Below are 17,719 nucleotides of genomic sequence, written 5' to 3'. Positions count from 1 at the left end.
GAGTTCCTCACATGTGGGGCGGAGGCGCGAGCGTGTAGTCGTCCGGCGCGCCCGGCGCGTTCGTCCGCCAGCCCCTTCGTACGGCTGCTTCGGCGAGCCGTGGGCAGCCGAAGTATCCGAACGCCGCCGGGGCGTTCGGGAGGAGCCCGGACACAAGGACCCGGGCCACCCGCAGAGAGGTCTCGGCCACGTCCTCGGTGGTCAGGTCGAATGTCATGAGGCGGTGGCCGCCCGCGTGCAGCGCCTTCTCCAGTCGCTCGCGGCTGCCGGGCTCGATCGCGTCGACGGACACGGTCCCGTGGGCGGGGCCGGTGAACCGGCGGGCTTTGGCCGCCATCCGTTCGTCCAGCCATACCTGCACGTGCGCGCCCAGGTCACGTACGTGCTCGAACTGTTCGCCGCACGCGTCGAGATAGCGGCCGTCGGCGCGGTGCTCAAGGTAGAGCCCACGCGCGAGCAGTCCGGCTGCGACGGCCTGGAAGACCCAGCCTTCGGGGCCGGTCAGGCCCTGCGCGAAGACCCAGGTGTGAACGGCTTCGAGAACGGCCTTGCGGGCGGCCTCGGCCGGGTCGTACTTGCAGGCGAATCCGGCCGCGTACAGGCCGAGAACGGGGTCGTGGACGAGCGCGGCCATGCAGGGGGCGAACTCGGACGGCATCTCGACGAGGTGGACGTCGAGCGCGCATCCGGCCAGGTCGTCCATGAGCCCGGGCACGCTGGCGGGGTCGATGCCGCGGGTGGGCCCGTCGAGGTGCCACCACAGTTCCAGCGCGTCGCGTTCCACGATCTCCAGCAGGCCGCGTTCGACGGCGTCGTCGAGTCCCTGCCCGGTGGCTATGCCCGCGTAGTTGAGGTGGTGGGTACGGGGCAGCTCGCGCAGGTCGCCCTGGCGCCAGTTGAGATGGGTGAGCGCGACGGGGGCCCACACCTCCGTCGTGCGCCCGCCGGGCAACAGTTCGGTGCCGCGCGTCCACAGCGACGGCGTGTCGGCGGTGAGGCGGCGGTAGGGGAACTTCTCCCTGGCGTACTGCCACGGCGCATAGGTGGGCAGGTCCTCGGGGCCGTAGAGCCGCAGGCCCTGTGCCAGCAGCTCGGCGGCGGTGGCGCGCAGGGGGGCGTCGGGGTGGCCGGTCGGCGGCACCCGGTTGCCGCAGTACCGCTCGATGCCCTCGGCTATCGCGGCGATTCGGGCCTGTTCGGGGTCGCCGAAGGTGGTGCCGAGCGAGACCCGGTCGGCCGGCCACAGACCGAGTCTGCGTGCGTCCGATATCTCGGCGGTGAGCGCGGTGTAGCGCGGTGGTGCACCTGCGGGGTGCTCGACGGGCTGGACGTTGCGGACGATGCCGCAGACCGGGTCGACGAGTGCTTCCAGCGGCAGGGCCGTCATCGCAGGATCTCCTTGGCGGGGTCGGTGGGGGTGGGGCGGGAAGGGAGGACGGGCAGCGTCAGCGTCACGCTCGTGGCGTCGACTTCCCGCCGGGAGGCGAGCAGCCGGCCGGCCGTCATGGGGTCGCCCCCGGTGTGCGGGTTGCGGGCGTGGGCCGGGAAATGGTGTGCGGCGATCTCGACGCGCAGTCGGGTGCCGGCCCGCAGGCGGCGGGCGAGCCGACCGAGTTCGACCGTGAACTCTTCTTCCTGGTAGGGGCCTTCGCGTCGCAGTACACCCACGGCAAGCCGCTCGGCAGTCCCTTCCGGGGTGAGGGCCACGAGGCGGGCGGCCCAGTCGGCGGACGGAGTGTCGGCGGTGGCCCGCAGCCGTATGCGTACGGACCCGACTGCGTCGAGGGGGCGCGCCAGTGGCGAGGTGACCAGGAGGCAGCGGTCGGCGGGTTCCCCGGTGGGCACCGTGAGGTCGTCGGAGCGGACGGGGCGGCCGGGGTCGGCGGTGAAGTCGGCGCCGTGCAGCAGCCGCAGCCGCTGGACGCGCGGTTCGCCGTCGGTGTCCGCGGGCAGCCACAGGTCACCGCCCCCCAGTGCCAGCGCACCGTGGCGGCCGGGCGCGAGCGCGCCGTCCAGAGCGCGGCGTGCCCAGTTCGCGTACAGGTCGCCGAGGACGACCCGGTGGGAAGGGCCGGCGTCGGGTCCTGGTGCGGTGACGAGGCCGTGCCCCCAGGGGCCGAGGAGCAGGCGGGCCGAGGGCCCGCCCCAGGTGCGCCACAGCGCGATGGTTTCCTCGGTGAAGTGGTCGTGGTGGCCGCCGACCGCGAGCAGGGGGATCTCGGCCCGGGTGGCCAGGGCGACGAGCCGGCCGCGCCCACCGCGCGCCCACAACCCTGCCCAGGAGGGGAGGTCGCGCCCCATCCGACCGGGAAGGCCGGTGACGGGCAGATGGGTGAGCAGGTCGGGGTCCGCGGCGATCGCCTTGTCCAGCGCGCTCTCGTCGGAGTCACGCCGGTCCCCGTGCGCGGCCCACCACCCGGCGCGGGCCAGCAGCCGCTCGACACCGGAGGGTTCGCGGGCGGTCTCGGCGGCGCCGAGTGCGGGCACGGCAGCGATGACGGCGTCCGGCTCTGCCGCCGGCTCCCCGTGCGCTTCGAGGGCAAGAACGAGGGCGCAGTGGGCGGCATAGGACGAGCCGACAGCGACGTACCGTCCGTCGCTCCACGGCTGCTGCCGGATCCATCGGGCGGTCACCGCCCCGTCGGCAGCCTCGTTCTCGTAGGGCTGCCACTCCCCCGGTGAGGCGAAGCGGCCCCGCACGTCCTGGACGACGACGGCGAAGCGCCGCCGGGCCCAGCCGCGCGCCTCGGCAAGATGCCGGGCGCGGTCGTACGGGGTGCGGATGAGGACGGCGGGGAAAGGGCCGCGGCCGTCGGGAAGGCAGACGTCCGTGGCGAGGTTTCCGACAGCCGTACGGAAGGACCTCATTCGTCTCTCTTCGGTATCGGTGCGACCGGCGTCGGTGCGACGGCGGGCACCGGCAGGACCGGGTGCTCGGTGACGCTCAGCGTGCGCAGGTCAATGCGCCGGAGTCGACGTCGTGCCGGGAACCCGGCCGTGTCGGCGGCTCCGGTGGCCCATCGGCCGAGGTCGTCGGCGAGCAGGGCCGCGAGCAGGGCGGCGGCGGGGACGCCGAGCCGGACCGGTGCGCCGGACGTACGGGGCCCGCTCCAGTAGGCGGCCAGCTCGCGGTGGGCCGGGGTGGCGGCGAGCCGGCGGGCCCGGACGTGGGCCGAGGTGACGTCGCCGGGACCAGCGGCAAGGGGTTCGACGTACGCCTGCCAGCCCTCGCGGTGGCAGCGCAGCCAGGCGACCCCGTGCTCGGGCAGCCGGTCGGCGGCGTTCCACCATCCGGCGGGTACGGGTCCGTCGAGGCACCACACGACGGCGGCGGGCCCTCCGGCGAGCAGGTCCGCGATCTGCACCGGTGACACGTCCGCGGCGGCCCCGGCAGGTGTCGTTCGGGGCTCGGCACCCATGGCCGCCAGGTTCGCGGCCAGCGGTCGCGTCAGTATCGGATCGCCGAGAAGCCGGATGTCCCGGCGGGCAGCGGGCCAGCGCGGGAGCTGGGGTTCGTCCGTCAGATAGCCGGCCTGCTCGAAGGCCTTGACGACACGGTCGAGGTCCTCGTCCGTCGGGACCGGGCCGTCTTCGGACAGCCGGGAGAGCAGAGCACTCTCACCCGCCTCCCGGGTTCTGACGGTGAGGAACTCTCCTGCGGTGGTGCGGACTGCGAGACCTCGCCCTGGCACGGCGACGACTTCGACACCGGGTGCGAGCCGGGTGCGGGACACGGCGATCCTCCTGGCGAAAGGGCTTGGGATGGGCGTGGGCCCGCCCGAAAGGAAACGGGTGGGCCCACGGTGAGGGTGTTGAGGCCCTCGATTACTCCTCGTTGTCCTCGAAGGGGTTCTCGACGAGGGCGTTGGAGTGGGAGGCCGAGGCGTGGGCCAGCTGACCCGGGTCGGCGATCGGGGCGAAGATCTGCTCGTTGTCCATGAACTCTCCTAATGCGTAAGGGAGATGAGGCGTTCGGTTGAGCGCCGTCAACGACACTAATGGAACTGATTTTCATTTTCTAGTGCGTGGAGGGGGTGATCTGGGTAACACACCGGCCAGCCGCCCTCGGGGTCCGTGCCGACGCGGCCCGCCACCTTGAGCACGTCCGCGAGGAGTCCCGGCGTGACGACCTCCTTCGGCGCTCCGTCGGCCACCACGAGGCCTTCGCGGAGCGCGACGATGCGTTCGGCGAACCGGGCGGCATGGGCCAGATCGTGCAGCACCATCACCACGGTCAGCCCCCGCTCCTCGCGCAGGCGGACCACCGTGCGCAGCACGTCGAGCTGGTGATGCAGGTCCAGGTAGGTGGTCGGCTCGTCGAGCAGCAGAACGCGGGTGTCCTGGGCGAGCGCCATCGCGAGCCGTACCCGCTGGCGCTCGCCCCCCGACAGCGCGTCGACGTCCCGGTCGGCCCAGTGCTCCACACCGACGTCGCGCAAAGCCCGGTGCACGACGGGGTCGTCGCCCTCGCGCAACATCCCCAGTGGGCCCCGCGCCGCGTACCGCCCCTGCCGCACCAGGTGCCGTACCGTCATCCCCGGTACGGCGGGCGCGGACTGGTGCAACAGCGCCACCCTGGCCGCCGTGGCCCGCCGGGAGAGCCGGGCGAGATCCTCCCCGCCGAGCAGTACGCGCCCCCGGTTCGGTCGGAGCAGGCCGGCGGCCAGTCGCAGCAGGGTCGACTTCCCGCAGCCGTTGAGGCCGATGAGAGCGGTCAGCTCGCCCGGCCGTACGGTCAGGTCCACCCCCCGCAGCACGGGCCGCGCGGGGTAGCCGAAATGGACCCCCTCGACGTGTATTCCGATGGACTGGGTAAGGCTCATGCCTTGTCCTCCGTGGACTTCAGAATGTATGGCTCGGCGATCGCCGCACGACGACCAGCAGCAACGCGGCTCCGAGGCAGGCGGTGAGCGCGCCGACCGGAACCGTGAGCCGGCCGGCGTCCAGCGTCTCGGCGAGTATTCGCGAGGACAGCTGGGCCACGGCGTCCGCCCCGCACACCACGACCGCGCCCAGCAGGGCCGCCCCGGGAAGGCTCGTGCGCAGGTCCGCGCCGAAGACGGCGAGGGCCAGATGCGGGACCAGCAGCCCCACGAAACCCAGCGCCCCGACGGCGGCCACCGCACCGGCCGTCAGTGCCACCGCGCACAGCAGCGCGAGAGTACGGGCCCGCCCGGCCGAGAGGCCGGCGGCCAGGGCGATGTCGTCACCGCAGCGCAGCAGGGTCAGCGGGCCGGCCAGCAGCCAGACCGCGGTCCCCCACAGCAGGGCCCAGGGCCACAGCAGGTGCCAGTGCTCCCAGACGCGGCCCTCCGTGGTGCCGACCAACCACTGCACGACGCTGCCGAGTTCTCCCGGCTCCACGAGCAGCACCATGGCGGTGAGTCCGCCGAGCACCGCCGACACCAGCACTCCGTGCACAGCGGTCTGGGCGGGGTCCGCACCTGTGCGGCCGGCGAGCAGCCAGAGCAGCAACGCACCGACGCACCCGCCCGTGCACGCAGCGAGCACCACGGCCAGCGGCGAGTCCCACCCGGCGAGCCCCAGGGCCGTCGCAGTGACGGCACCGAGAACCGCGCCCGGTGTCACGCCCGTCACCTCGGGCCCGGCGAGGGGGTTGCGCAGCGCGGACTGCAGGACCAGTCCGGCCACGGCCAGGCTCGCGCCCGCACCGAGGGCCACCAGCATCCTGGGCAGCCGCAGCTGGAGGAGAATGTGCCGTTCCGTCACCTCCCCGCCACCGCCCAGCACGTCCCAGACCGCACTCGGGGACATCCCGCGGCCGGCAACCAGTTCCACCCCGGCGCATACGACGGCCAGCGCCGCGAGCCCCACGAAACGCCGGTTCACCGTACGTTCTCCGTTCCGGTCGTGCGATGTGCGTCCGGCTGCGCCGGCACAGCGGCGGAAAGGGCCGGCCCGGCTGCCCGGCGACGGCGCCCGGACCGCATCAGGGCGACCCCGGCCGGCACTCCCAGCAAGGCCGTCCAGGCGCCCGCCGGTGTCTCCACGGGGGCCAGTGCCAGCCTGGCGGGGACATCGGCGACCATGACGACGACGGCACCCCAGGCAGCCGACCACGGAAGCCAACGCACCGCCCCCGCAGCAGGGTTGAACCAACGGGCCAGATGCGGGGCGAGGAAGCCCACCCACGCGACGGGCCCGCACACCGCCGTGACGGGCGCGATCAGCAGGACGGCGATGGCCAGCGCGGCCAGCCGCGCCCGCTGGGCGCGCACCCCCAGCGCCTCGGCGTCCTCGTCCCCCAGCCGCAGCACCGAAAGGATCGGCGCGCACAGAACGAGGGCGGGGACCGCGACGAGCAGCCACGGCCACAATCCCGATACGTCGTCCCAGGTCCGGGCGGAGAGGGAGCCGAGCAGATAGCGGTAGATGAGCTGAAGGTCGAGTTGGTCCGCCATGACCATCAGGACAAGCAACGCGGCCTGCAGCGCCGCAGCGACGGCGGCGCCGGTCAGCAGCACCGCCGCCGGACTGCGCCCGAGACCGGCGGCGAGCAGTGTCAGCCCGCCGCCGAGCGCTGCCCCGGCCAGCGCGAGCAGCGGCTGGACGGCGGCGGGCAGCGACAGGGCCAGCACCAACGGTGCGGCCACCCCCAGCGCCGCCCCCGACGAGACGCCCAGCATCTCCGGCACGGCCAGCGGGTTGCGCAGGGCCTCCTGGAGCACGAGCCCCGCCGCACCCAGGCAGGCCCCGGCGATCAGCGCCAACACCAGCCGCGGCACCCGGAGTTCGCCGACGACGATCCCGGCGAGCGTGGCGTCCCCGTCAAGGAGCGCACCGGCGAGCCGGTGCGGTGGCACGTAGGGGGTGCCCAGGCACAGCGCGCAGAGCGACGCCACGGTCAGTGCGGCCACCACCAGCAGAGGCTGCCGCACCCGCGGGCGCGGCACCCTGCGGCGGGCCCTGTCCGCCGCAGGGTCTGCGGCGGCGGGCGTGGCGGAGGGCGCCCTCACCGCAGCGCGGCCGTGGCCTCGTCGAGGACGATGCCCAGCGAACGGGTGCCGCGCCCCTTGGCCCACACCTCGGGGTTCACCTCGTGGACATCGCCGTTCTTCACGGCTGGGATCTTGCTCCAGAGAGGGTTCTTCGCCAGCTTCTCCGACAGCTTGCCGTCCGCCCCGCCGAAGCTCATCGTCTCGACGAACAGCACGTCGACGTCCTTGGCGAGAATTTCTTCCAGGCTGTAACTCCCCTGCACACCACGGGACTTCCACGGATACTGGGAAATCTTGGGAAACAGGCTGGCGGTCACGTCGCTCTCCGGGGTGGCGACACCGAAGTTCTCGTCACTGCCGTAGATGATCAGCGCGGTCCTGTCGCTCGGAGCCTTCTCGGCCTTGGCGAGCTTGGTCCGGAAGGTCCGTTCAGCCTTCTCCCCCTCGGCAGTGCGCCCGGTGAGGGCAGCGGTGTCGCGCAGGTAGCCGACACTGTCCTGCCACGACTCGGGCTGTACGGCCCAGAAGGTGGTGGCGCCCTTCAGTGCGGGGGCGAGCTTGCCGTGGGTGTCGCCCAGCCCGATCACGAGGTCCGGCTTGTGGGCGAGGATCGCCTCCACCTCCGGGGCGATGAACCCGCCGGGGATCACGTCGACCTTGCCCGCCCGGTCCTTGCCCAGGAACTCGGCGTGGGCGAGCAGCGAACTGTTGGTGGCCACCGGGACGATGCCGAGCTCGGTCAGGATGTCGTCGCAGAGCGCGAACAGGCAGACGATCCGCTCCGGAGGCTTCGGCAGGGAGACCTTGACGCCGTTGACGTCGGTCAACTCCGTTGCCGCCTTGATGGGTTCAACGGTGACCTCGGTCCTCGCGCCGGGCCCGGCCTTGCCGCTCGTGGCCCCATCCGAGGACGAGCCGCAGCCGACCAGGACGGACCCCACCAGCGTTGCGGCGAGCCACCTACGGACGAATCTCGATGGTGCGCGGAGCATCGATGCCCTCACTTCTTCTCAGGAACCTGGAACGCACTGAACATACATGATAATCATTTTCACTAGTAAGCCCTCTGGAGGATCCCGTGACCGCTGCCGCTTCCGTACTGCTCGTCTCCGACCACGTGGAGGGGGCCGTCCATGTGCTGTCCGTGCCGGACGGCACCCTCATCGGCCGCCTCACCGGGCGTCATCTCTCCGAGCACGCAGGGTTCTTGGCGCTGCCGGGAGGACGGGTGGCCTGTGTCGACGACCGCCGGGGCGAACTCCTGGTGCTCGATCCGTTCGGCGACGACCTCGTGGCACTCACGGTCCCGGTCGCCGTGCCGGGCGAACATCTGGCCTGTGATCCGGCAGGTCGCCGACTGGCCGTCACCACCGGTCTGGGCGACAACACCGAGCCCTGGTCGGACCTCCTGACGGTCGTCGACCTGGCCACCGGAGAGGCCGCTCGGGTGCGCACACGCATCGGCGAACCGGGCGTGACGGTGCTGGGCGGCGGCGATCCACTCGTCGTGCTGCGGCACCGGGAGCCCGGCGCGCTGGCCGTCCACCGGTTCGCGGATCTCCTCGCGGCCCCGCCCGGCTGCCCCGTGGCCACCCCGCACGCGCTGCTGCCGCTGCCTGACGACGGACACGGCGACGCCCAGGACCCGGGCGCGGGGCGGGTGTTCGCGGCAACAGGCACGGGAGTGCACACGGCCCGCAGAGAGGGGGACGCGCTGGTGGCCGGGCCGGTGATCCCGTGGGAATCGCCCGCCCGTGGCTGGTACCTCCGTCTGGACACTCGTGGCCGGGCGCTGTGGACCACACTGCGCGGAGGTCCTGCCGACCCGCTGCGGTGGCCGGAGTGGACCAACCAGGCGTGGCGCCACGACCTGGGCACGGGCCACACGCTCCGCACCGAACTCGGCCCCGGCCTCGTCTTCCGGCTGGCCCTCTCCCGGAACCACACGGCCTTCTCCCGCGTACACCCCGACGGCGACGAACTGGTCCTCCTGGGAGCCGACGACTCCCTCCGCCGTGTCCCCCTGCCCGCCATGGACGGCGCGCCGAGGCGCGGCGGCACTCCCTGGGAGGGCGTCCAGCGCCGCGCTGTAGCGGCCTCACGGGGCGCCGACTGGGTAGCCGTCACACGCGGCGGCCACGGCGAAGTACACCTCCTCGATGCGGAGACGGGCGGCGAGGTGTCCCGTCCGCGGCTGGAGACGCCCCTGCACCATGGCGGCCACGTGATGCTGCTCAGCCGGAACGACGGTGCCGAGGGCGATACGGTGGGCCGTTGACGGGCTCGGGCCGGCAACTGGCGCACGCCCCACCGAGTGCGACCGCGGGCACCGCGTCCGCCGAGCCGGAGGCCGCCGCGGCCTGTCTCGTGCGGGAGCGACCGCGGGGACCCTCACCGGCGCGGGGCGGAACGCCCCCGGATTCAGCCGCGGCACCGTCCCCGTCCGCGGGCCGCCCGCCGCGCGGACAGGCCCACCGCGGTCAGGCCGGCCGCCAGCGTGACCGCACCGGCCCTCCGCACGGCGGTGCGCCTGCGGCCGTGCCAGCCGCCGTCCGACGAGGCCACGTCGTCCAAGGGCCGTACCACGTTGCCGTCGGTGGGGGCGGCCGAGCGCGTACGGGAAAGATGGGAGCGGTCCATCTGGTGTGCCAGCACCCGCTCCGCGAAGGCGGGCGTCAGCTTCGACTGGATGCCCAGCACGCGTCCGGCCGGCCCCACGTACGCTTCCCTGCGCGGTCGCTCCGCGAGCCGCACCACCGTCCTGGCGGCACGGCGCGCGGTGTACACGGGCGCCATCGGGGTCACCGCCCGGCCGCTGTAGTTGGCCGCGTGCCGGAAGAACGGGGTGTCCATGGTCGCCGGGAGCAGCGTGCAGACGTGGACGTCGTCCAGCCCGGCGAGGCGCAGTTCCTGACGCAGGCTGCCGCCCAGCGCCCGTACCGCCGCCTTGGACAGGACGTAGGGGGTGTTGTACGGGACCACGGCGGCGCCCACGACCGACGAGACGTTGACGACCGTGCCCGTGCGCTGCTCCCGCATCACTCGCAGAGCTGCGCGGGCGCCGTTCACGCACCCCAGCACGTTCACGTCCATGACCTGCCGGAAGATGTCCCGAGGCACCTCGTCCAGTGCGCCGAAGGCGGCCACCGCGGCGCTGTTGAGCCAGACGTCGATCCGGCCGAACTCGGCGACGCACCCCTGCGCGAGCTGCTCCACCGCGTCGACGTCCGTCACGTCGGTGGGGGCCACGCGTACCCGGATGCCGTAGCGCGCGCGGCACTCCTCTGCGAGGTCCTCCAGCGCGTGCGCGCGGCGGGCGGCAAGCACCAGGGCGTATCCGCGGGCGGCGAATTCCTGCGCGCAGGCGCGGCCGACGCCGCTCGACGCACCGGTGATCACGACGACTTTGTCCAGCTCGGCAGCCATGTGCGCGGGTCCTCCGTTGACGGGCAGTGCTTCATCGGCCGACCTTCGGACAGGTCGGCGTGGATGGGTACCCCGTACGGCGCTGTGGCACACCCGCGCCGTGGCGTCGAGGACGAAACGGGAGAGGAGGGTGTGAAACGAGTGCAAGCGGTCACCCGGAAACTGCGCGACGATCAGGAGCAGGACACGTCTTCCTGCAGGCACGCCCACTCGGGCAGCGGCGTGCACGGCGCGCCGGGAGCGAACACCGCCGGGGCCGCCCCGCGCACCCGGGGCCTCCGGCACACCGCCGCCGTCACGGCGCAGCACGCGCCGACCCGACGACGGTGACGCCACACACAGCCGTCGCTGCGTTCCACGGTTTCCCTCGAAAGGACCCTCCCCATGATCGACGACACCCTTCCCCTCCTCATGAAGGGGTACGCCTGGCTGCCGGACGCCCGTCGCCGCAACGGTGAAGGACCGCTGTGGACCCGGCTGGCAGGGCGCCGCGCCGTGGCTCTGCACGGCACGGACGCGGTGCACTGGTTCTACGACGAGCGCAACGTCCGGCGGCAGGACGCACTGCCGGGCCCGCTGCTGGACACGCTCTTCGGACGCGGGGCCGTGCACACCTTGGACGGGGAGGCCCACCGCACCCGCAAGGCGATGTTCCTGACCGCGCTCAGGGAACCGCGCGCTGTGGGAGAGCTGGCCGACCTGGCGGCGGTGGAATGGGACCGGGCCGCGGAGCGGTGGGCGGACCGGGAGGAGATCGTCCTCTTCGACGAGACCGCTGAAGTGCTCACTCGGGCGGTCTGCGCCTGGGCGGGAGTCGCGCTGCCCGAAGGCCGGGACGGCGCGCGGCGCACGGCCGAGGATCTGGTGGCGATGGTCGACGGCTTCGCCACCGCGGGCCCCCGCCACTTCCGGGCGCGCCGCGCGCGCAAGCGTCAGGAGGCCCGGATCGCCGACCTGGTGACGGCCGAGCGGACGCGGGCGGCGGAAGCCGGCTCGCACACCGGTGCAGACGTGTCCGGCGCGGACTCCGGCGTGCTCGCCGCCGTGGCCCGCCACCGGGACTCCGACGGCTCCCTGCTCGACCCGCACACGGCCGCTGTCGAGGTCCTCAACGTCGTCCGGCCGACCGTGGCGGTCACTTGGTTCCTCGCCTTCGCCGCGCACGCCCAGCACCGGTGGCCGGCGCAGCGCACGCGTCTCGTGGCGGGTGGGGCCGAGGAGGCGCTGGCCTTCGCCCAGGAGGTACGCCGCTTCTACCCGTTCGCGCCCTTCGTCGCGGGCCTGGCCACCGACGAGGCCCACTGGCAGGGCGAGAAGGTACCGGCCGGCACGATGGTGCTGCTCGATCTGTACGGCCTGAACCACGACGAGAAGCTGTGGCCGGACCCGTATGTCTTCGACCCGGACCGGTTCCTGGGACGCTCGCCCGACCGCGACACGCTCGTTCCGCAGGGCGGCGGGGACCCGGCCACCGGGCATCGCTGTCCCGGCGAGGACGTGACGGTGGCCCTGCTGGCGACCCTCGCGCCGCGCCTGGCGCGGCTGTCGTACGACGTCCCCGACCAGGACCTCGGCATCGCACTGAGCCGCATCCCGGCTCGACCGCGCAGCAAGGTCGTGCTCAGGAACACGCAAGGTGCACAAGCAGGACGGCCGTTGGGGGCCGTGCGCACTCGTTGAGTCCGACGTGTGCAAGGGCCTCTGTCGATGGGGGAGTCCGTCCCTTTGTCGGTCGCGGTGGGCGCGCTGCCTCCCGAGCGAGGACGCGAACCCGCCATCGACGGACGCCCGTGCCCGTACGCGGCCAGGAGCGCCGAGCGCCCTGACGTGATCCCCGAAAGCGCCGACCGGGTGGACGGTCGCCTGCTGGCGTGCTCGGCGCGCACGAGGAGCAATCTGATCACCCCAGGGTCAGCAGTACGACCGCCCCCGCCGCGCCCGCCAGCCCCACCGCCTGCGCCCGGGTTACCTTTTCGTGCAGCACGGTGAGACCGAGGACCGTCGGGATGGCCGGGTACAGCGAAGCCAGGACGACGGCGATGGCCAGCATCTGCTGCTGGGCGGCGAGCAGGTAGAGACCGAGTCCGATGGCCGCGCCCGCGCCGATCCCGAAGGCCTGTGCCTGGCGGGCGAGAGGTTGCCGGAAGTGGCCGGCGTACCGGACGGCGCTCGGCGACAGGACGACGATGGCCGCGAGACGCCCTGCGGCCACCGGCCACAGCCCGCTGGCCGGGGCGGCCTGTGCGAGCCCGACGTACTGCACGGCGACTCCGAGACTCGCGATCAGCCCGTCCACGGTGGCCGGCCCGCCCATCCGGCGCCCGTTACGGACGCTGCCCCCGGCCACGAGCCAGAGCGCGGGCACGGTGACGCCGATGCCCAGCCAGGCCAACACCGTGGGCCGGTCGCCGAGGAAGCCCACTCCGCACACGACGGACAGCGCGACCCCGGTGACGGCGCTCACCGGGATCACGACGCTCATGGCTCCACGGCTCAGGCCCCGGTTGAGGAAGTGCATGGCCGCTGCGCTTCCGACCCCGGAGAGGGCACCCCAGAACAGGTCCGTGGCCCGCACCGAAACGGCGGGCATCACGCAGGAGGCGACGACGGCGAGGAACAGGCCGCCGAGCTGTCCCCAGTAGGTGACCACGGCGAAGTGGATCCGCCGGGACAGCAGGCCGCCGGCGAAGTCGACCAAGCCGTAGCAGACCGCCGAGGCCAGTGCGAGAAGAGCACCCATGACGCGGCGCGTACCCCGGTGGCCCCACCCGTACCCCCGGAAGCCGCTGTGCGGAAACGGCCCGCAATCCCCGGAGCCCGGCCGCCACCGTGCGATCGGCCAAGCGGCGGGGACCGTCCTCATCCACCCCCGCCTGCCGTGTCCAGGTGCGGCCACCGGTGGCCGAAAGAGCGACGTGCGCACGGAGGGGGCAGGGTGGAGGACACGGGATGCGCACTCCACCGGCGGAGACCCGGGGAACGCATCCGGCCGCCGCTGACGGGCTGCCCGTCACCACCGACCCGAGCCCTCAGGGGCCAGAAGGAGCACGACATGCGAGTGCTGTCCCTCGTCTGCACGTTGAGTCCCTCCCCCAAGCCCTCCAGCAGCCAGCTCCTGGCCGAACAGGTGGGCGCGGAGTTCGAGAAACTGGGGGCCGAGGTGGAGACCGTACGCGTCGTCGACCACGACGTCCGGCCCGGTGTCGGACTCGACATGGGCGACGGCGACGCCTGGCCCGCCCTGCGGGAGAAGGTGATGGCCGCCGACATTCTGCTGCTCGCCACCCCCATCTGGCTCGGCCACCCTTCCAGCGTGTGCCAACGGGTGCTGGAGCGCCTGGACGCCGAGCTCTCCGAGACCGATGCGGCGGGCCGTCTGCTGACGTACGGCAAGGTCGCCGCCGTGGCCGTGGTCGGCAACGAGGACGGCGCGCACAAGGTCAGCGCCGACCTCTTCCAGGGCCTCAACGACGTCGGCTTCTCCCTGGCACCCGGTGCGGTGACCTACTGGGTGGGCGAAGCCCAGCAGGGCACCGACTACCAGGACCTCGGTGAAACGCCCGAAAGCGTGGCCTCCACCACGCACACCCTTGCCGTGAACGCCCACCACTTGGCCGAACAACTCCGCCGCGCCCCCTACCCGGGTTCCTGACGCCGCGCTGCCGACCCGGGGCAGCGCGCAGCCCCCGCACGGAGCGTGCGGGGGCTGCCGGGTTTTCCGCGGGGCGGGCGCGGGTGGCTCTCCCGGCGTTACCGACGGCGGAGGTGGGGAGGTCAGACCTGGCCGCGCCAGGCTCCGGTCTCGTGGCCGCGCTCCTCGATGAACGTCTTGAACCGCTTCAGGTCACCCGTGATCTGCCGCTTGACGACGCCGAGCTTGTCGCCGACGTTCTCCGCCAGTCCCTCGGGGTCGTAGTCGAGCTGCAGCATCACCTTGGTCCGCTTCTCGTCCAGTCGGTGGAAGGTGACGACGCCGGCCTGCTTCACCTCACCGCCGAGCGCCTTCCACGCGACGCGCTCGTCGGGGATCTGCTCGGTGATCTCGGCGTCGAACTCCCGGCTCACGCCCCCGATCTTGGTGACCCAGTGCGTCAACGTGTCGGTGCGCTGCTCGATCCGCTCCACGCCGTCCATGAACTGAGGGAACGATTCGAACTGCGTCCACTGGTCGTAGACGGTACGTACCGGCACGTCGACCTCGACGGACTCCTCGACCTTCGACACAGTCATTCACCCTTCTTCGTCGTCCCCGGCCCGGCAGGAGCGCCGGGACCGGATGCGGAGGGTCCTGCTCCTCCGCCGCTGCGGTGCTGTTGCCCGCTTGCTTCTCGTTCATGAACCCACAGGTGCATAAAGTCCACAACCGGCGAAATCGGCTCGCCAAGTAGGGAAAAGTGCGGCGTGTGCGAGAGCAGGGACAGGGCAACCGAAGGGGGACAACCCGAGGCTGGAGTAGCTGGACGGCTTTCCTGAGTGGTGGCCCGCCTGGTGGGGGCGGAGTCTGGTGAGGTGAATCGCCGGCACGGGGGCCGCATGAGCGCGCACCACATGCACTACGGAGGACCTGTGACGACCGTCTACGCCCCGCACTCCTGGCCGGACTTCGGCAGAGTCGTCCGGCTGCCGGGGGTGTACGCCCCGCAGGCCGACAGCCGTTTCCTGGCCGGAGCCCTCGGCCGCGAGGATGTCACCGGCCGGGACGTCCTGGATCTGTGCTCGGGCAGTGGTGTGCTGGCCGCCCACGCCGCCCGGCTCGGCGCCCGGGTGAGCGCGGTCGACATCTCCCGTCGTGCGGTGCTGACCGTCCGGCTCAACGCCCTGCTTGCCCGGCAGCGGGTCTCCGTTCACCGCGGTGACCTGATGAGCGCCCTGCCCGGCCGGACGTTCGACCTCATCGTCAGCAATCCGCCCTACGTTCCCGCCCCCCATGCGGCGCTGCCCGGCCGCGGGCGGGCCCGTGCGTGGGACGCCGGCGTGGACGGCCGGGCCCTCCTTGACCGCATCTGCCGCCTCGCGCCCCGGGCCCTGCGCCCCGGCGGGGCACTCCTGCTGGTCCACTCGGCGACGAGCGGGGCCGAGACGACCGTGCGGCGCCTGACGGAGGCCGGCATGCGGGCCGGTGTGAGTGACCGCGTGCGCATCCCGCTCGGTCCCGTCATGCGGGAGCGACTGGACTGGCTGCGCGAGCGGGGGCTGCTCGCCCCCGGCCAGGACACGGAGGAACTGGTGATCGTTCGTGCTGTCAAGCACTGACCGGCGCCGCCGCACCGCGGTCGGCGGCAACGGGCCGATGCCGTTCGAAGGGCCCGCCGGGACTGGGCGAGCCCTACCGGCGCCCCGTCCGCTCGCTTCTGCTCCACGTTTCCGACGGGCGACAGCCGCCGTCACGGCGCCACGGCCCTTCTCCTTCCCCTCTCCCGCCGCCGCGGGTCGACCGACGAAAGGCCGAGCGCCATGCTGATCCCCCGCCCGGACGTCCTGCGAGACCTCCTGTCCCGCTATGCGACAGCCCGGCTCGCGTACGCGGAACACCCCGGCACGCACACCCGGCTCGCCCTGGAGAACATCTCCTACACGCTGTGCGTCACCACAGCCGCGACAACCGTCCGGCAGGCCCTCATCACGGCAGACGCACTGCTGGCGCGAACGGAACCGTCGCACGGACGCCAGGATCCGGAAGCACTCGCGAGATGACGTGGCCGGGCCCGCCCTCGGAGCCCAGCCCCCGACTGCTGCAACGAGTCGCGTGCCGCCCGGACCGGACACGGGCGCAGATCGAGAACGTCATTCAAACGGAGGCTGCCATGGATCATCGGACACACGAGAAGAACACCCCTCTGCACAAGGCCCGCAACGCCTTCCGGCGTACGAGCGTGGCCTACTCGCCCCGGGAGGACCGTCATCTCGGCGGACACCTCGGAGCCGTCGTCGCGTTCGGCGCGTACACGGCCGCCTGGGGCGCGGCGGTCGCCGTACGGAGGACGAAGCTCCCGAAACGCCCGCACCCGCAGGACCTCCTGCTGACGGCGACCGCCGTGTTCCGGCTGGGACGGCTGCTCAGCAAGGGGTCCGTCACCAGTCCGCTGCGCGCGCCGTTCACACGCTACGAGTCGGCGACGGGACCTGCCGAGGTCAGCGAGAGCCCGCGCGGGGGCGGTATCAGGTCGACCGTGGGAGAGCTGGCCACCTGCCCGTTCTGTCTGAGTGTCTGGCTGACGACGACCTTCGCCGGCGCTCAGCTGCTGTGGCCCCGTGCCACACGAACCGTGACCGGCGCTCTTACCACCTTGGCGGTGGCCGACACCATGCAATTGGGCTACGACTGCCTGCAGCAGAAGAACACCGAGTGAGGCGTACACCGCTCCGGCCGAGCGATCGTGCCGCCCCCTCCCATGTCCTGGCCGGTCAGGAGGGGGGCGCTGCGAGTCTGCCTTCGCGTGAGCCCGCGTACGCCGCGACGCGCAGCGACCGCAGGCACGTGACGGGACGAAAGCCCGGCAGGGAGTTGTCGTACGGGTCGAACGCCAACTCGTCCGGCCCGGACCGCAAGGGCTCGGCACCCTGCAGAACGAGACGCCCCCAGGGCAGCCAGGCCCCGGCCTTCCCGACACAGAGCACGAACTCCACCGGGCTCAGCACCAGGGCCGCTCCCACCGCTGCGGGGTCCGCGGGGATCCGCGGCGTTCCGGGGAGCGGGAACGCCGCCACCACTCCTCGGTCTCCGCCCACCTCGTAGGGCAGGAGAGTGGTGTACGGGCCGCGCGTGGCGGACATACGCGGGAACGGCAGATGGCGGGTCCACCGGCCACGGCCGCTGCTCGTGAGGAGCAGCTCCAGGCAGCGGCCGGGCCCGTCGGCGTCCTCCACCCGCAGCGCGAGGCCCAGGGCGTCCGGCACCGGACGCGGCAGCCCGGCAGCCAGCGACCACCGGGCCGTCACCGGGTAGGAACCCGGTGCGCCCGGCCACGGCACCTGCCACGACGTCCCGCGACCGGGCACGACGAGACGCCCCGTGACGATCACCCCCGCGGGGTGCAGGGCCCGCCGGGCACCACGGCTTCGGGCGGCGGACCGCGCCGCTCGGAAGGCAAGGCGGTCGAGCTTGTTCATCGAGCTGTCCGTTCTGTGGCGGAGGGCGTCGGGGGCGGTGTCGCGAGCGTCATGGCATCGCCTACCCCGGTCGTACCGGCCCATCTCTCGGCCATCCGGTGAGGAGTGACGGCAAGCGCTGCGGTCGACGGGCCCGGCCTGGCCGGTGACCGCTGACCGTGCAGGTCACACCCGTGCTCCGTGGACGGGCGGTACCCGGGGGTCCGCACCCCGGGTGCGTGTGC

Annotated in this window: 18 protein-coding genes; 6 read left to right on the top strand and 12 right to left on the bottom strand. The window is 72.8% G+C overall.

The window, feature by feature from the left end:
• Nucleotides 1-7: 7 nt before the first annotated feature.
• The 8 genes from HNQ79_RS05150 to HNQ79_RS05120 all read right to left on the bottom strand — a co-directional run bounded on the left by HNQ79_RS05150 (nt 8) and on the right by HNQ79_RS05120 (nt 7,951).
• Nucleotides 8-1,387: a YcaO-like family protein gene (locus HNQ79_RS05150; RefSeq protein WP_185027324.1), complete on the bottom strand. Its 1,380-nt coding sequence runs from the start codon at nt 1,385-1,387 to the stop codon at nt 8-10.
• Nucleotides 1,384-2,868 (bottom strand): CocE/NonD family hydrolase, encoded by a 1,485-nt coding sequence (locus HNQ79_RS05145; protein WP_185027322.1) that lies wholly within the window; start codon nt 2,866-2,868, stop codon nt 1,384-1,386. The genes HNQ79_RS05150 and HNQ79_RS05145 overlap by 4 nt, the downstream gene beginning before the upstream one ends.
• Nucleotides 2,865-3,734, bottom strand: a complete 870-nt coding sequence (locus HNQ79_RS05140; RefSeq protein ID WP_185027320.1) for a hypothetical protein — start codon at nt 3,732-3,734, stop codon at nt 2,865-2,867. The genes HNQ79_RS05145 and HNQ79_RS05140 overlap by 4 nt, the downstream gene beginning before the upstream one ends.
• Nucleotides 3,735-3,825: 91 nt before the next feature.
• Entirely contained in the window at nt 3,826-3,939 is a 114-nt protein-coding gene (amiA, locus tag HNQ79_RS33470; RefSeq protein ID WP_260421499.1) for a streptamidine family RiPP, read from the bottom strand.
• 56 nt (nt 3,940-3,995) lie between these two features.
• Nucleotides 3,996-4,823: an ABC transporter ATP-binding protein gene (locus HNQ79_RS05135; RefSeq protein WP_185027318.1), complete on the bottom strand. Its 828-nt coding sequence runs from the start codon at nt 4,821-4,823 to the stop codon at nt 3,996-3,998.
• Nucleotides 4,824-4,842: 19 nt separating this feature from the next.
• Nucleotides 4,843-5,850, bottom strand: a complete 1,008-nt coding sequence (locus tag HNQ79_RS05130) for a FecCD family ABC transporter permease (protein ID WP_185027316.1) — start codon at nt 5,848-5,850, stop codon at nt 4,843-4,845.
• On the bottom strand, nt 5,847-6,914 hold the full coding sequence (locus tag HNQ79_RS05125; RefSeq protein WP_373312472.1) for a FecCD family ABC transporter permease: 1,068 nt from the start codon (nt 6,912-6,914) through the stop codon (nt 5,847-5,849). The genes HNQ79_RS05130 and HNQ79_RS05125 overlap by 4 nt, the downstream gene beginning before the upstream one ends.
• A gap of 59 nt (nt 6,915-6,973) precedes the next feature.
• Nucleotides 6,974-7,951, bottom strand: coding sequence for an ABC transporter substrate-binding protein (locus tag HNQ79_RS05120; protein WP_185027314.1), 978 nt, complete (start codon nt 7,949-7,951; stop codon nt 6,974-6,976).
• A gap of 86 nt (nt 7,952-8,037) precedes the next feature.
• On the opposite strand from HNQ79_RS05120, the gene HNQ79_RS05115 reads away from it, so the two are divergent.
• Nucleotides 8,038-9,237 carry a YncE family protein gene (locus HNQ79_RS05115; protein ID WP_185027312.1) on the top strand — a complete coding sequence of 400 codons (1,200 nt, stop codon included), beginning with the start codon at nt 8,038-8,040 and terminating at the stop codon, nt 9,235-9,237.
• Nucleotides 9,238-9,380: 143 nt separating this feature from the next.
• On the opposite strand, the gene HNQ79_RS05110 is transcribed toward HNQ79_RS05115, so the two are convergent.
• Nucleotides 9,381-10,385, bottom strand: coding sequence for an SDR family NAD(P)-dependent oxidoreductase (locus HNQ79_RS05110; RefSeq protein WP_185027310.1), 1,005 nt, complete (start codon nt 10,383-10,385; stop codon nt 9,381-9,383).
• Nucleotides 10,386-10,769: 384 nt separating this feature from the next.
• Here HNQ79_RS05110 and HNQ79_RS05105 point away from each other — a divergent pair, with 384 nt between their 5' ends.
• Nucleotides 10,770-12,065 carry a cytochrome P450 gene (locus tag HNQ79_RS05105; protein ID WP_185027308.1) on the top strand — a complete coding sequence of 432 codons (1,296 nt, stop codon included), beginning with the start codon at nt 10,770-10,772 and terminating at the stop codon, nt 12,063-12,065.
• Between the two features lie 220 nt (nt 12,066-12,285).
• On the opposite strand, the gene HNQ79_RS05100 is transcribed toward HNQ79_RS05105, so the two are convergent.
• Entirely contained in the window at nt 12,286-13,125 is an 840-nt protein-coding gene (locus HNQ79_RS05100; RefSeq protein ID WP_185027306.1) for an EamA family transporter, read from the bottom strand.
• A 312-nt stretch (nt 13,126-13,437) separates the two neighbouring features.
• Between HNQ79_RS05100 and HNQ79_RS05095 the strand changes: the two genes are divergently transcribed.
• Nucleotides 13,438-14,037 carry a flavodoxin family protein gene (locus HNQ79_RS05095; protein WP_185027304.1) on the top strand — a complete coding sequence of 200 codons (600 nt, stop codon included), beginning with the start codon at nt 13,438-13,440 and terminating at the stop codon, nt 14,035-14,037.
• 122 nt (nt 14,038-14,159) lie between these two features.
• Here HNQ79_RS05095 and HNQ79_RS05090 read toward each other — a convergent pair whose 3' ends face one another.
• Nucleotides 14,160-14,609 carry an SRPBCC family protein gene (locus tag HNQ79_RS05090; protein ID WP_185027684.1) on the bottom strand — a complete coding sequence of 150 codons (450 nt, stop codon included), beginning with the start codon at nt 14,607-14,609 and terminating at the stop codon, nt 14,160-14,162.
• Nucleotides 14,610-14,933: 324 nt separating this feature from the next.
• Between HNQ79_RS05090 and HNQ79_RS05085 the strand changes: the two genes are divergently transcribed.
• The 3 genes from HNQ79_RS05085 to HNQ79_RS05075 all read left to right on the top strand — a co-directional run bounded on the left by HNQ79_RS05085 (nt 14,934) and on the right by HNQ79_RS05075 (nt 16,735).
• On the top strand, nt 14,934-15,638 hold the full coding sequence (locus HNQ79_RS05085) for a HemK2/MTQ2 family protein methyltransferase (protein WP_185027682.1): 705 nt from the start codon (nt 14,934-14,936) through the stop codon (nt 15,636-15,638).
• Between the two features lie 201 nt (nt 15,639-15,839).
• The gene (locus HNQ79_RS05080; RefSeq protein ID WP_185027302.1) at nt 15,840-16,079 is read left to right on the top strand and encodes a DUF5133 domain-containing protein; all 240 of its coding nucleotides are present in this window, start codon (nt 15,840-15,842) and stop codon (nt 16,077-16,079) included.
• A gap of 110 nt (nt 16,080-16,189) precedes the next feature.
• A complete protein-coding gene (locus HNQ79_RS05075) occupies nt 16,190-16,735 on the top strand; it encodes a DUF1360 domain-containing protein (protein ID WP_185027300.1) in 546 nt (181 codons plus the stop codon).
• Between the two features lie 55 nt (nt 16,736-16,790).
• Here the strand turns inward: HNQ79_RS05075 and HNQ79_RS05070 are convergent, their stop codons facing one another.
• Nucleotides 16,791-17,495: a catalase family protein gene (locus HNQ79_RS05070; protein ID WP_185027298.1), complete on the bottom strand. Its 705-nt coding sequence runs from the start codon at nt 17,493-17,495 to the stop codon at nt 16,791-16,793.
• Nucleotides 17,496-17,719 lie beyond the last annotated feature (224 nt).

This window comes from Streptomyces candidus (genome assembly GCF_014207445.1).
Classification (GTDB): domain Bacteria; phylum Actinomycetota; class Actinomycetes; order Streptomycetales; family Streptomycetaceae; genus Streptomyces; species Streptomyces candidus.
Note: the sequence above shows the minus strand (reverse complement) of the source record. Positions and strands in the feature narration are given on the sequence as shown.